At 67.9% G+C, this 13723-nt stretch carries 13 protein-coding genes; 7 read left to right on the forward strand and 6 right to left on the reverse strand.

The window, feature by feature from the left end:
* From NED98_RS09215 to NED98_RS09225, 3 genes are all read left to right on the forward strand, one after another.
* Window positions 1-1392, forward strand: coding sequence for an MFS transporter (locus NED98_RS09215; RefSeq protein ID WP_265312753.1), 1392 nt, complete (start codon window positions 1-3; stop codon window positions 1390-1392).
* 12 nt (window positions 1393-1404) lie between these two features.
* The gene (locus tag NED98_RS09220) at window positions 1405-2352 is read left to right on the forward strand and encodes a TauD/TfdA dioxygenase family protein (protein WP_265312754.1); all 948 of its coding nucleotides are present in this window, start codon (window positions 1405-1407) and stop codon (window positions 2350-2352) included.
* Window positions 2353-2417: 65 nt separating this feature from the next.
* Window positions 2418-4091 carry an arylsulfatase gene (locus tag NED98_RS09225; protein WP_265312755.1) on the forward strand — a complete coding sequence of 558 codons (1674 nt, stop codon included), beginning with the start codon at window positions 2418-2420 and terminating at the stop codon, window positions 4089-4091.
* A gap of 27 nt (window positions 4092-4118) precedes the next feature.
* On the opposite strand, the gene NED98_RS09230 is transcribed toward NED98_RS09225, so the two are convergent.
* A complete protein-coding gene (locus NED98_RS09230; protein WP_265312756.1) occupies window positions 4119-5039 on the reverse strand; it encodes a DUF2268 domain-containing protein in 921 nt (306 codons plus the stop codon).
* A gap of 216 nt (window positions 5040-5255) precedes the next feature.
* Between NED98_RS09230 and NED98_RS09235 the strand changes: the two genes are divergently transcribed.
* Both NED98_RS09235 and NED98_RS09240 read left to right on the forward strand, forming a co-directional pair.
* Window positions 5256-6509, forward strand: a complete 1254-nt coding sequence (locus NED98_RS09235) for a DUF763 domain-containing protein (RefSeq protein WP_265312757.1) — start codon at window positions 5256-5258, stop codon at window positions 6507-6509.
* Window positions 6509-7657: a winged helix-turn-helix domain-containing protein gene (locus NED98_RS09240; protein WP_265312758.1), complete on the forward strand. Its 1149-nt coding sequence runs from the start codon at window positions 6509-6511 to the stop codon at window positions 7655-7657. The genes NED98_RS09235 and NED98_RS09240 overlap by 1 nt, the downstream gene beginning before the upstream one ends.
* A 128-nt stretch (window positions 7658-7785) precedes the next feature.
* Here NED98_RS09240 and NED98_RS09245 read toward each other — a convergent pair whose 3' ends face one another.
* From NED98_RS09245 to NED98_RS09255, 3 genes are all read right to left on the reverse strand, one after another.
* Entirely contained in the window at window positions 7786-8214 is a 429-nt protein-coding gene (locus tag NED98_RS09245; protein WP_265312759.1) for a GFA family protein, read from the reverse strand.
* Window positions 8215-8226: 12 nt separating this feature from the next.
* Entirely contained in the window at window positions 8227-10320 is a 2094-nt protein-coding gene (locus NED98_RS09250) for a S9 family peptidase (RefSeq protein ID WP_265312760.1), read from the reverse strand.
* Window positions 10321-10426: 106 nt separating this feature from the next.
* A complete protein-coding gene (locus tag NED98_RS09255; RefSeq protein ID WP_179514122.1) occupies window positions 10427-11125 on the reverse strand; it encodes a pirin family protein in 699 nt (232 codons plus the stop codon).
* Window positions 11126-11238: 113 nt separating this feature from the next.
* Between NED98_RS09255 and NED98_RS09260 the strand changes: the two genes are divergently transcribed.
* Window positions 11239-12168, forward strand: coding sequence for a LysR family transcriptional regulator (locus tag NED98_RS09260; RefSeq protein ID WP_179514123.1), 930 nt, complete (start codon window positions 11239-11241; stop codon window positions 12166-12168).
* A 92-nt stretch (window positions 12169-12260) separates the two neighbouring features.
* Window positions 12261-12443, forward strand: coding sequence for a hypothetical protein (locus tag NED98_RS09265; protein ID WP_265312761.1), 183 nt, complete (start codon window positions 12261-12263; stop codon window positions 12441-12443).
* Between the two features lie 8 nt (window positions 12444-12451).
* Here NED98_RS09265 and NED98_RS09270 read toward each other — a convergent pair whose 3' ends face one another.
* Together NED98_RS09270 and NED98_RS09275 are read right to left on the reverse strand one after the other, a co-directional pair.
* Window positions 12452-12844, reverse strand: a complete 393-nt coding sequence (locus NED98_RS09270) for a RidA family protein (protein ID WP_265312762.1) — start codon at window positions 12842-12844, stop codon at window positions 12452-12454.
* Between the two features lie 63 nt (window positions 12845-12907).
* Entirely contained in the window at window positions 12908-13723 is an 816-nt protein-coding gene (locus tag NED98_RS09275) for an enoyl-CoA hydratase family protein (RefSeq protein WP_265312763.1), read from the reverse strand.

Below are 13723 nucleotides of genomic sequence, written 5' to 3' on the forward strand. Positions count from 1 at the left end.
ATGGCGAGCGTCGCGTTCGAGCCCACCGCCTTTGCGGCGCCCGCGGCGGAGCGGGACAGCCCGAGCGGCGCGCGACTCGTCGCGTTCGGCTCGCCCGCGATCCCGCTCGCCGCCGCCGGCCTCCCGCTCGCGCTGTTCCTGCCGCAGCTTTACGCGAGCCATTTCGGCATTTCGCTCGCGACCCTGGGCGCGATCTTCTTCGTCAGCCGCTTCTGGGATATCGCCACGGACCCGATCGTCGGCGGGCTTTCGGATCGCACCCGCACGCGCATCGGCCGCCGCCGCCCGTGGATCGCCGCCGGCGGCGTGCTGTTCGCGATCGGATCGGCGCTGCTGTTCTTCCCGCCAGCGGTCGTCGCGCCGGCCTATCTCGCCGCCGCCCTGTTCGTTTTCTACGCCGGGTTCACGATGATCGAGGTGCCCTTCTCCGCCTGGGCGGGAGAGATATCGGGGCGCTACCACGAGCGCACCCGCATCGTGACCTATCAGCAGACGATGCGCTCGATCGGGCTGCTGCTGGTGCTGATCCTGCCGACGCTGATCGAACAATGGCGCCCCGATGACGGGGTGCTCAAGCTCCACGTCACCGGCGCGTTCATCCTCGCGACCTTGGTGCCCGCGCTGCTGCTCAACCTGACGATGATCGGCGAGCCCCCCGCCCCGCCCGCGACAGGCCCGCACACCGGCTTCTGGCGCGCCGCGGGGCTTGTCTTCCGCGATCGCCTGCTGCTGCGCGTGCTCGCCGCCGATGTGGCGGTAACCGCAGGGCAATCGATCCGCGCCGGGCTGATCGCCTTCTTCACGGTGAGCTATATGGGGCTGCCGCAATGGGCGAGCGGGCTCTATCTGCTGCAATTCGCCTTCGGCATCCTCGCCGGGCCGATCTGGCTGACGATCGGCCGCCGCTTCGGCAAGCGCGAGACCGCGATCGCCGGCGAACTCGCGCAGGCGGCGATCAACCTCGCGCTGCTCGCGGTGTTTCCCGGCCTGTTGTGGCTGCTCGTCGCGCTCGCGGTGGCGCAGGGGCTGACGCAGGGCTCGGGCAATCTGATGCTGCGCGCGATGGTCGCCGACGTTGCCGACGCGCATGAGCTGGAGACCGGGCACAATCGCACCGGGCTGTTCTTTTCGGTGTTCAGCCTGACGACCAAGGCCGGGCCGGCGATCGGCATCGGCATCGCGCTGCCGCTGCTCGCGTGGCTCGGCTTCCAGCCCAGGGGGCACAGCACCGCCCATTCGCTCGAAGCGCTCAAATATGTCTTCGCGCTCGGCCCCGCCGTCGCGCACATCATCTCGGCCGCGCTGATCTGGCGCTTCCCGCTCGACCAGACCCGCCATGCCGCGATCCGCCGCGCGCTCGATCGGCGCGCCGCCTCCACCGCCCAAGCCTGAAGGAACATCACCATGACCCAGCTTGCCCATTCGTTCGACAATGCCGCCGACGCGGACAGCCCGCTCGATATCGCGCCGGTCGCCGGCCGGATCGGTGCGGAGGTGCGCGGCGTCCGCCTCGCCGGCGACCTCGACGACCTCACGATCGAGGCGATCAAGGCCGCATTGGTGCGGCATAAGGTGATCTTCTTCCGCGGCCAGACCCACCTCGACGACGATAGCCACGAGGCATTCGCCGCGCGGCTCGGCAATCCGCTGGCGCATCCCACCGTGCCGGTCGCGGAAGGGTCGAAATATCTGCTCGAACTCAATTCGAAAGAGGGCGAGGCGGCGTCGCAATGGCATACCGACATCACCTTTCTCCCCGCCTTCCCCGCCGCCTCGGTGCTGCGCGCTTTGGTGATCCCGCCGACGGGGGGCGATACATTGTGGGCGAGCGGCGTCGCCGCTTACGAGGGGCTGCCGCCCGCATTGAAAGCGCTGGTCGCCGATCTGCGCGCGGTCCACACCAATGCCTATGATTATGCCGCCAGTCGGCCCGAGGCATCCGACGAACAGATCAGGCGGCATCGCGAGATATTCGCCTCCACCGTTTACGAAACCGAGCATCCGGTGGTCCACGTCCACCCGGTATCGGGCGAGAAATCGCTGCTGCTCGGCAATTTCGTCAAGAATATCGTCGGCCTGAACCGCGACGACAGCGCGCGTGTGTTCCAGATTCTGCAGGATCAGATCACCCGGCCGGAAAATGTTGTGCGGTGGCGCTGGCAGCCGGGCGACGTCGCGATCTGGGACAATCGCGCGACCCAGCATCGCGCAATCGCCGATTTCGGCAAGCAACGCCGCCACCTGCGCCGCGCGACGATCGCCGGGACGATCCCGGTCGCGCTCGACGGATCGCGCAGCCGCGCGCTCAAGCCCGAGCCGGTCCCGGTCGCCGCGCTCGAAGCCGCCGAATAACGCTCTTGCGGGGCCGGCGGCGCGATGTCGCCGGCTTCGCGTCTTTTCCCAAGGAACTACGATCGATGCGCCGTCGCCTGCTCGCCACCACCTTCCTTGCCGTCGCGGCGCTGCATCAGGCCGCGCCCGCCCGAACCGCGCCTGCCGCGCCCCCGGCACCGGCGACGCCGGTTGCGGCGCGACCCAATATCCTCGTCATCGTCGCGGACGATCTCGGCTATTCGGATATCGGCGCGTTCGGCGGCGAGATCCGCACCCCCAACCTCGATGCGCTCGCAAAACGCGGCCTCAGGCTCACCGGCTTCCATTCGGCGCCGACCTGTTCGCCGACGCGCTCGATGCTCTTGTCTGGCACAGACAACCACCTCGCCGGGCTCGGCAATATGGCGGAGATGCTCGCCCCCAACCAGGTCGGGCAGCGCGGCTATGAAGGCTATCTCCCCGCCGATATCGTCACGCTCGCCGATCGGCTGCGCGATCTGGGCTATGCGACGATGATGTCGGGCAAATGGCATCTCGGGGTGCGCGCCGAGGACAGCCCGGCGCGCCACGGCTTCGACCAGAGCTTCGATCTCGCGCAGGGCGGCGGCAATCACTTCGGCACCGATCTGTCGCAGAAGCCCGGGGACGGCGGGACGACCTATTGGGAGAATGGCACCCGTGTCAGCCAGCTCCCCGCCGGTTTCTATTCGTCGGATGCTTATGCGGCCAAGCTGATCGACCAACTCGGCCGCGCCGATCGCGGCAAGCCCTTCTTCGCATACCTCACCTTCACCGCCCCGCACTGGCCGCTGCAGGCGCCGGCGGAGGACATCGCGCGCTATCGCGGGCGCTATGACGCGGGGTTCGAGGCGTTGCGCGCCGAGCGGCTGGCGCGCCAGAAACAGCTCGGGCTGATCCCCGCCGATGTCGCGGCGCATACGCTCGAATTGCCCGGCGGCGGCACATGGGCCAGTCTCTCCGCCGAACAGAAGCGCGAACAATCGCGCCGGATGGAAGTCTATGCCGCGATGGTCGATCGCATGGACCAGAATGTCGGCCGGGTGATCGATTACCTCAAGCGCACCGGGCAATATGACAATACGATCATCCTGTTCACCGCCGACAATGGCGCGGAAGGCGCCGATCTCGCCAAGCTCGAGATCCCGGCGTTTCAGGAGCGGGTGAGGACCGCCGATAACCGGCTCGACAATATCGGGCGGCCGACCTCCTACGCCTGGTACGGCCCCGGCTGGGCGCAGGCGGCGACCGCGCCGTCGTGGCTCTACAAGGGCTATACCACCGAAGGCGGCACCCGCGTCGCGGCGTTCATCGACTGGCCCGGATCGCCACGGACCGGGGTCAGCCACGCTTATGGCACGGTAATGGATATCGTCCCGACGCTGGTCGAGGCGGCCGGCGGCGACTGGCGCGGCAGTCAATACGCCGGCCGCGCCGTCCAGCCGGTGCGCGGGCTGAGCTGGCTTCCCTATCTCACCGGTGCGGCCGAACGCATCCATGCGCCCGAAGAGGCGGTCGGCAGCGAGCTGTTCGGCCGTCGCGCGATCCGGCAGGGCGATTGGAAGGCGGTCCATCTCGGTGACCGCTGGCGACTGTTCAACCTCGCCAATGATCCGGGCGAGACCCGCGACCTCGCCGCCGCCGAGCCCGAGCGGCTGCGCCAGCTTACCGCGGCGTGGGACATTTACGGCAAGGACGTGGGGGTGGTCATGCCGTCGACGCCGAGCCGCTATCCCTAAAGGCGCGCGGGCGCATCCGGGCGCAGCTTACGCGCCCGGATGCCAGCCGCTCGCCGCGAGGAAGGCCTTGGGATCGCGCATCTCGATGATCCCGCGGATCGCGGCGCGCTTGGATTTCGCCTGCCGGTAATAGCTGCGGACGATCCGGTATCCGATCCAATAGCCGATATCCCCGGCACGCTGCATCGAGCCGTTGTAGAGCCATTTCGACAGGTCGCGGCTATCCTGATCGGCGAGGAAGGCGCGCCCCAGCTCGACCTCGCGGCCGCGCACCGAGCCCGCCAGCCGGGGATAGGAAACGCCGCCCGAGGTGAGTTCGGCCAGGAACTCGGCCGCCCCTTCGGCGAGCGAGGCCTGGAGCACTGTCGGTTTCGGATCGTCGACCAGCGCGCTTTGCTGCTGAACATGCGCATATTCATGCGCCACGACATGCACGATGCGGTCCGCCGGATCGGCGTCGAAATAGGTGACCCCGCACAGCGCCTCCAGCCCGATCTGCAGCCCCGTCGCCGGCCCGCCCACCCCGACCGGGCGGCCACGGCCGATGACGATCGAGATCGGCGGAAACCGCGCCGGCGGATAGAGCCGGCTGAGCTTGCGCGTCACCGCCGCGAGCCGGTCGACCGTCGTCGGAAGGACCGCGGCGCAACGCCGCGCTTGTTCGTAAAGCGAGGGGTCCGCGGCGATCTGGTCGGCGATGCGCTGCCCAGTCACCCGGCGCAGTCGCGCCAGCGTGTGAAGCCCGTCCGATCCGGCGTCGAGATAGTCGCGCTGGAGCTGCTCGGCGCTGGGCTTGCCGTGGTTCGCATCGTAAATCCGATAGAAGCGCTCAACATCCTCGGTTTCGATCACCGGCACGCTCGGCGCCGACGCGGCATCGAGCGCGCTGGCGGAGAGCGCGACGAGCGCAAACCCCAGCGCCCCGACGGATTTGGCGGCAAGCGTCATCGATCTTCCTTCCGCATCGGCCGGACGAAGGTCGCTCGGCAAGCGCATCTATCTGTGCATTTCTTTGTCGAAGCGGAAGAAAATAATGAAATCGCGGCGAACCGAGCGGCCGCCGTCGTTCCAGCCTGTTCACTTCATGTTCCGCCGGTGCTAGACGGTGCCGATGGTGCCTCTTTCCACCGCCCCGGCCCGGCGCTTCCCGATGCGAACCGCTTGATGGGGCGCCGCGCGGGCAGTGCCGATCTTCCCCTGCACGGCGGGCGCGTCCCCGCGTGGCTTGGCCAGCGCATGACGCGGCTGGGCGCTGTGATCGCGCAGGCGATCGTCGTCGAATATGGCCGCGACGAATTGCTCCGCCGGCTCGCGCATCCCTTCTGGTTCCAGTCGTTCGGCGCGGTGATGGGGATGGACTGGCATTCGTCGGGGATCACCACCAGCGTGATCGGCGCGCTCAAGCGCGGACTCGCGCCTTTATCGGGCGAACTCGGCATCCACGTCTGCGGCGGCCGCGGCCGGCACAGCCGCGCGACCCCGCAGGAGCTCGCGGCGGTCGGCGATCGCACCGGGATCGACGGTGCAGCGCTCGGCCGGGTCAGCCGGCTGGTGGCGAAGGTCGACAATGCCGCGGTGCAGGACGGGTTCGATCTCTACCTCCACGGCTTCATCGTCGCAGACGACGGCCGCTGGGTCGTCGTCCAGCAAGGCATGAACGGCGATCGGCGGCAGGCGCGCCGCTATCACTGGCTGTCGGAGGGTCTGGAGAGCTACGTCGACGCCCCGCATGCCGCGATCGAGGGGCATCATCAGGGGCGGATCGTCAATCTGGCCGATCGCCGCGCCGCAGCGTCGCGCGATCGTCAGCTCGAGCTGCTCGCCGATATCGGCCCCACCGGAATCGCGCGCGAACTGGCGCGGCTCGACGGCAAGAAGGGCACAGCGCCCGCGACCGAGCCGCTGCTCCCGCATCTCGTCCTGCCCGATCGTCACGAGGTGCGGGCCGAGGATATCATCGACCGCCGGCTCCACGCCGCCTTCGCCGCCGCCGCCGAACGTGGCCCCGCGGACTTCGCCGATCTGCTGCTCGTTCCCGGGGTCGGCGCACGCACCGTCCGCGCGCTGGCGCTCGTGGCGGAGGTGGTCCACGGCGCGCCGTGCCGCTTCAGCGACCCCGCGCGCTTCTCGTTCGCCCACGGCGGGAAGGACCGGCATCCCTATCCGGTGCCGACCAAGGTCTATGACCATACGATCGCGGTGATGAAGTCGGCGGTGCTCAAGGCCAGATTGGGGAATGAGGAGGAACTGGCGGCGATCCGCCGGCTCGACGCGCAGGCGCGCCGGCTGGAAGCGACCGCAACCGGCCCGTCGGTCGAGGCGGTCATCGCCGAGGAATTCGCACGCTCGCACGATTATGGCGGCCGCAGCGTCTTCGGCTGGGAGCCGCCCGCCGGCACCGCGGTGGAGCAAGGCTGATGGCGGTCGAACGGATCGGGTTGCCGCTGGCGCGGCGTATTGCGCTCGCCGCGCAGGGCTTCGGCGCGAAACGCCCCGATGTGCCGACGGCGGCCCACCTCCGCCGCACGATCGAACGGCTCCAGCTCCATCAGATCGACAGCGTCAACGTGTTGCTGCGCGCGCATTATCTGCCCGCCTTCTCGCGACTCGGCGGCTATGACCGGGCCGATCTCGATCGGCTCGCCTGGGGGCCGAAGCGCCAGCGCAAATTGTTCGAATATTGGGCGCATGAAGCTTCGCTGCTGCCGTTCGAGACGCATCCGTTGCTGCGCTGGCGGATGGCCAAGGCCGATCGCGGCGAGACGGGCTGGGGACGGATGCGGCTCTATGCCACCGAGCGCCGCGCCGAGCCGATGGCGCTGCTCGAGCGGATCCGTGCCGAAGGGCCGCTCGCCGCCTCGGACTTCGAGAGCCACAAGGGCCAATCGGGCTGGTGGGAATGGAGCGACACCAAACGCGCGCTCGAATGGCTGTTCTGGGCGGGCCATATCACCACCGCCACGCGCCGCGGCAGTTTCGAACGGGTCTATGATCTCACCGAGCGCGTCATCCCGGCGGACGTGCTCGCTCAACCGACGCCATCGGATGCCGAGGCGCATCGCGCGCTGATCGAGCGCGCCGCCACCGCGCTCGGCATCGCGACCGAGGGGGAATTGCGCGACTATTTCCGCCAGTCACCCGCCGAGGCGCGGCCCGCGATCGAAGCGCTCGCCGAGCAAGGCACGCTGATCCCGGTCGCCGTCCCGGGGTGGCGGCACGCGTGGCTGCATCGCGATGCGCGCCAGCCGCGCCGGATCGAGGCGCAGGCGCTGCTCGCACCGTTCGACCCGCTGATCTGGGAACGCGACCGTGCCGAACGGCTGTTCGGCTTTCGCTACCGGATCGAAATCTATGTGCCGCAGGAGAAGCGGCAATATGGCTATTACGTTTTGCCCTTCCTGCTCGGCGACCGGCTCGTCGCGCGGGTCGATCTCAAGGCCGACCGGCAGGCGCGGCGGCTGATCGTCCAGTCGGTACATCTGGAGCCCGGCGCGCCGGAGCATACGCAGGAGGCGCTTCGGGCGGAACTCGATCGGATGGAACGCTGGCTGGGTTTTGGGGGATGAAATTCCGCTGAGCGCGCTGAATCACATCCTGCTCACCCCCCCCCCCGGCGAAGGCCGGGGTCCAGCATCGGGCCGGTCGTGACTGGACCCCGGCCTTCGCCGGGGCAGATCATCTTTCACGCGATGCGCTATGCATCACGCAACGACGTAAATCCCTCGGCAAATTGCGGCGCGTCATCGGTAATCCGCACCCACGGTGCTTTCGACGCGACGTGGATATGCGCCGCATAGCCGCGAAAACCCGGATCATCGTCGAGCAGCCCGGCGGGGACGAAATAGATTTTCCGATCGCTGTCGGTGTGCGGCACCGGGCTCCCGCACGTCCCGCAAAAGGTCGATAGCCAGCCATCGGATCCGGGGACGAGATAGCTGCGGATATCGCCCTCGCCGCTGAGCCAGCGAAAACTTTTCACCGCGGTATAGAAAACCGCATTGCCGTCGGTGCCGGAAACCTTGCGGCATTTCGAACAATGGCATTGCCCGACCGGCCCGAAATTGCCCTCGATCGCGAAGGCGACCTTGCCGCAAAGACATGAACCCCTGATCGATCCGGGCACGGGCATCCCCTCCTATTTCTTGAGCTCCGCCTCGAAGAATCGCACCGTCGCGGTGTCCGCCTTGAGCCAGTCCGAATAGCGCAGGAATCCGTGAATCTCGTTGGGCAGCACCAGTTCCTCATAACGCACGCCCGCGGCATCGAGCCGGCGCGCGAGATCGATCGTCTGGTTGAACCGGACATTGCGGTCGTCGTCGCCGTGGATCAGCAGCACCGGCGATTTCCACCGCGCGACATCGGCGACCGGCGAGCTTTCGAATGCCGATTTGAGCGCTGCCTCCCAATCACCCTTCTCGTAGCGCTCGGCCGGCTTGGCCTCCTCGACCAGCGTGCGCGACCAATCGTGGACGCCGTGAAGGTCGACCCCCGCCTTGAAGGTCGCGCTGTCGCGGGCGAGCGCCATCGCGGTGAGATAGCCGCCGTAAGACCCGCCCCAGATCCCGATCCGCTCGGGATCGACGCTGCTCAGCGACTTGAGATAGGCGCCCGCCGCCTGCACGTCGCGATATTCGGATGCGCCCCGGAAACTCGCCTGCGCGGGATGCTGGAACGCGCGGCCATAGCCGATGCCGAGCCGGTAATTGACCGACAGCACGGTAAAGCCGCGCGTCACCAGATATTGGTTCATCGCATAGCTGTGCGCGTAATAATCCATATAGGGGAAACCGAGCAGCATCTGCCGCATCGGCCCGCCGTGGACGAAGACCAGCGCGGGATGCCTGCCGCCGCCCGCCGGCTCGAATAACTGGCCGTGGATCAGCATCCCGTCCGCCGCCTTGAAGGTCACCTGTTTGGGGACGACCATCGGCGGGGCGTAGCCGGTCGAGGCGTCGCCGATCAGCGTCTCACGTCCGTCCGCGCCGATCATCCGCACCTCGCCCGCGCGGGTCGGCCCCGCCGCGACAAAGGCGATGCGATCGCCGCCCGCCGCAACCGGGGTCCATTCGAGCCCGGTGCCGTGCGTCACCGCCTGCGGCGCAGCGCGGTCGACCGGTACGCGGAACACGTGCCGCCGATCGTCGTCGCCGCTCGTCGCGCCATTATTGGCGTCGTAGAACAACATGGTGCGGTCACGCGACAAGCTCGTGTGCTCGACCATATATTTGCCCGGCGTGAGCAGCAGCGGCTCACCGCCGCTCGCCGACAACGAATAGAGATGCGCCCAATTGTCGAGTTCGGCGCGGAACACCAATCGGTCGCCCGCGCCCCACATCAGTGCCGCGCCGTCCGAGATCGCGCTGGGATAGGAACCCTCGGCGGTCCGCGGGCTGCGCCACACGACCTTGCCCTCGCCGCTGGTCGCATCGGCGACGAGGATCGACCAGGGCTCGGGCGCCTCGGTCAGCAAAGGTTGCGGCGCCCCGCCGTCGCCGGGCTGGCGGGTGAAGGCAACGCGCCGGCCGTCGGGCGACCACACCGCGCCGCCGTCGAACCCGGTGCCAGGGGCGAGCCATATCACCGGCTTGTCCGCGCCCGACCAGATGCCAACGAAGGCATGATCGCCGCGCCCCGAAACGAACGCGAGCCGCGTCCCGTCGGGCGACCAGGCGAGCCCCGATGCCTTGCCGCGATCGGCGATCAGCAGCGCGGGCTTGTCCTTCACCGCGGCATCGACGCTCCACACCTTGCCGCTCTTGATGAAGGCGACGCGCCCCGTGGGGGAGATTGCCGGCGCATCGCCTTCGGCGATCTTCACCGGCGCCCCGCCGGCGGTCGCGGCGGACCAGATTTCGAGCGTCGCCGCATCGGTGCGGCTCGCCGGATTGGGCTCGCCCTCGATCGGCCAATTGGCGTCGTGATCGCCGCCGCGCACCCAGATCGCGCGCGTGCCGTCGGGCGACAGCACCAGCCCGGTCAGTTCCTGCCCGTCATCGGCGGTCGCGTCGGTCAGCCGGCGGGCGCGATAATCGGGGCCGGCCGCGCTCCACACGTTGCGCGCGCCCTTCACCACATTGATCCAGGCGATGCGATCGGCGCGCTCGGCCGCGACGAGCCCGGTCTGGAACGGATAAGCGAGCGCCGCCTCCAGCCCCGGCGGCGGCGCTTCCGCTGCTGCAATTCCCGCCGGCGCGATCGCCAGCAACACGCCCAGCACGATCGGCCGCATGCACATCTCCCCTTTTGGGAGAAGAGCTTAGCGGCTGACCCGTGGTTGGCAATGCACGGGGCGCAAGATGCGAAAAAGGCGGGCGACAATCGCCCGCCTTCCCCGATTACGCCGCGTCGACGAGGACGATCTCGCTATCCTCGATCGCGGTGACGCGGATCACCTCCACGTCGCTGATCGCCGCGCCGTCGCGCGCATTGACCTGCACGTCGTCGATCCGGATCGCGCCGGTCGCCGGGACGAGATAGGCCTTGCGGTCCTTGCCCAGCGGGTAATCGGCGCTCTCCCCGGCCTTGAGCGTCGCGCCGACGACCCGCGCATCGGTGCGGATCGGCAGCGCATCGCCGTCGCCGTCATAACCCGAGGCAAGCGTGACGAACTGCCCGGCGCGCTCGCCCTTGGGGAAGGGTTTGGCGCCCCAGCGCGGCGGCTCGCCGTCACGGGTCGGAATGATCCAGATCTGGAAGATCCTGGTCGTCACATCCTCGAGATTATATTCCGAATGGCGGATCCCGGTGCCCGCGCTCATCACCTGGACGTCGCCGGCCTCGGTGCGGCCCTTGTTGCCCAGGCTGTCCTCATGCGTGATCGCGCCTTCGCGGACATAAGTGATGATTTCCATGTCGCGGTGCGGGTGCGGCGGAAAGCCGGTCTTGGGCGCGATCGTATCGTCGTTCCACACGCGCAAATTGCCCCAGTGCATCCGCGCCGGATCATGATAACCGGCGAACGAGAAATGATGCTTGGCATCGAGCCAGCCGTGATTGGCACCACCGAGGCCGTCGAAAGGGCGAAGTTCGATCATCGTGCATCTCCTGTCGGGCGGCGCCGGCCGCCCTTGTTGAGAACGATTTAGAGGTTGCGCACTTTTCTTTTCAGAGGGATAAAATCGACCCGACTATTCCAGGAACTTGAAAAGTGGCCAACCCCGGCACCCCGACCTTCGACCAGCTCCGCATCTTTCTGGCGATCGTCGATACGGGCAGCTTCGCCGCCGCCGGGCGCAAGCTCAACCGCGCGGTCTCGGTGATCAGCTACGGAATCGGCAATCTCGAAGCGCAGCTCGGGCTGACCCTGTTCGAGCGCGAGGGAACGCGCAAGCCCCGGCTGACGCTCGCCGGCCGCGCCGTCCTCGCCGAGGCGCGCAGCGTCGCGCTCGGGATCGACGGGCTGCGCGCCAAGGTGAAGGGGCTGCTCGAAGGGCTGGAGGCGGAGGTCGATCTGGCGGTCGACGTGATGCTCCCGGCCGAGCGGCTCGCCAAGACATTGCGCGCCTTCGCGGCCGAGTTTCCCACCGTCCAGCTTCGGCTACACGTCGAGGCGCTGGGCGCGGTCACCGCGATGGTGCTCGACGGCACCGCCTCGATCGGGCTTTCCGGGCCGCTGTTCGTCGGCGTCGAGGAGATCGAGAGCGTCTCGGCCGGCGCGGTGCCGCTGGTCCCCGTCGCCGCGCCCGATCACCCGCTCGGCCGGATGGCGCGGATCGCGCCGGGCGCGGGGCGCGATCATATCCAGCTCGTGCTGACCGATCGTTCGCATTTCACCGAGGGGCGCGACTTTTCGGTGGTCAGCCCCAAGACCTGGCGGCTCGCCGATCTCGGCGCCAAGCACGCCCTGCTGCGCGAGGGGATCGGCTGGGGTAATATGCCGCTGCCGATGGTCGAGCCCGATCTCGTCGCAGGCACATTGGTGCGGCTCGACATGCCCGATCATCCCGGCGGCATCTATCGCTTCGCCGGGATCTGGCGGCGCGACGTGCCGCCCGGCCCGGCCGGCGCGTGGCTGATCGACCATTTCGCGCGCGCGGGGCTGGAAGATTATCTCCACGCCGGGCTGCCCGACATCTGACGGCGACGCTGCGGCTCGCAGCGCACCGGTAGTCCTCTTAAACGGAACCAGAATGTTGGCGTGGGCGTTCGTGCGGGCTGAGGAGAGATGGGATGTCAGAGGACAAGACAACCATAGTCAAAACCGGCGGCGGCGGTAGTACGGTGGTCGCTTTCATCCTGGGGATCATCGTGGTGCTGGTCGCACTCTATGTGGTCTTCGGCACCGATCTGCTGCGCAACGCCCCGCAAAAGGTCGACGCCAACGTAAAGATCGAGACGCCCGGCAATAGTTGAAGCCCGCGCTAGTCGGGAACAACCGCGGTCACCTCGATCTCGATCTTTGCGGCGGCTTCCATCAGCGCGACGACCTGCACCACCGCCATCGCCGGATAATTGCGCCCCATGATCGCGCGATAGATTTCGCCGATGCGCCGCGCATTATCGAGATAGTCGGCGCGATCGGTGATGTACCAGGTCATCCGCACGACATGCTCCGGCCCGGCATCGGCCTCCACGAGCAGTGCCACCAGATTGCGCAGGATCTGTTCGAACTGCCCGGCGAGATCGGTGCGTTCGAACTTTTCCTCTTCGTTCCAGCCGACCAGCCCCGAAACGAAGATCTGCCGCCCGCGCGCCTCGATCGCGTTGGAATAGCCCTTGGGACGCGGCCAGCCGGCCGGTTGCAGGATTCTCATCGTCTCGCCCCGTCTGGAATGCCGCGATCGTCGCGCTCGTTGATGAAGCTCTCGCCTGCCATCTCAATCCCCTTCGAACACCGGCTTCTGCTTCGCCACGAAGGCGTGATAGGCGCGCGAGAAATCCTGCGTCTGCATGCAGATCGCCTGCGCCTGTGCCTCGGCCTCGATCGCGGTCTCGACCGGCATCGCCCATTCCATTTCGAGCTGGTTCTTGGTCATGCCGTGCGCGAAGGTCGGGCCGTGCGCGAGCATCGTGGCATAGCCTGCCGCCTCGCCCGCCAGCGCCTCCGCCGCGACCACGCGGTTGAAGAAGCCCCAGCGCTCGCCCTCCTCGGCCGAGAAGGAGCGCCCGCTGAACAGCAGGTCCGCCGCACGCCCTTGCCCGATGATCCGCGGCAGGATCGCGCACGCGCCCATATCCGCCCCGGCGAGCCCGACGCGGGTGAACAGGAAAGCGGTCTTGGCCGCCGGCGTCGCAAAGCGGATATCGGACGCCATCGCCATGATCGCCCCCGCCCCGGCGCATACCCCGTCGACCGCGGCGATAATCGGCTGCGGGCATTTGCGCATCGCCTTGACCAGATCGCCGGTCATCCGGGTGAAGGCGAGCAATTCGGGCATCGTCATCTCGGTCAGCGGCCCGATGATCTCGTGCACGTCGCCGCCCGAACAGAAATTCCCGCCCGCGCCGGTGATCACCACCGCCTTCACCGCCGGCGCATAGACCAACGCGCGAAACAGATCGCGCAACTCGGCATAGGAATCGAACGTCAGCGGGTTCTTGCGCTCGGGGCGGTTGAGCGTGATCGTCGCGACGCGATCCTTGAACTCATAGGCGAAATGGCTCGGCCGGTAGCCCGCCGCGTCGAATTCCAT

This window comes from Sphingomonas lycopersici (assembly GCF_026130605.1).
In the GTDB taxonomy this organism is placed as follows: Bacteria; Pseudomonadota; Alphaproteobacteria; order Sphingomonadales; family Sphingomonadaceae; genus Sphingomonas; species Sphingomonas lycopersici.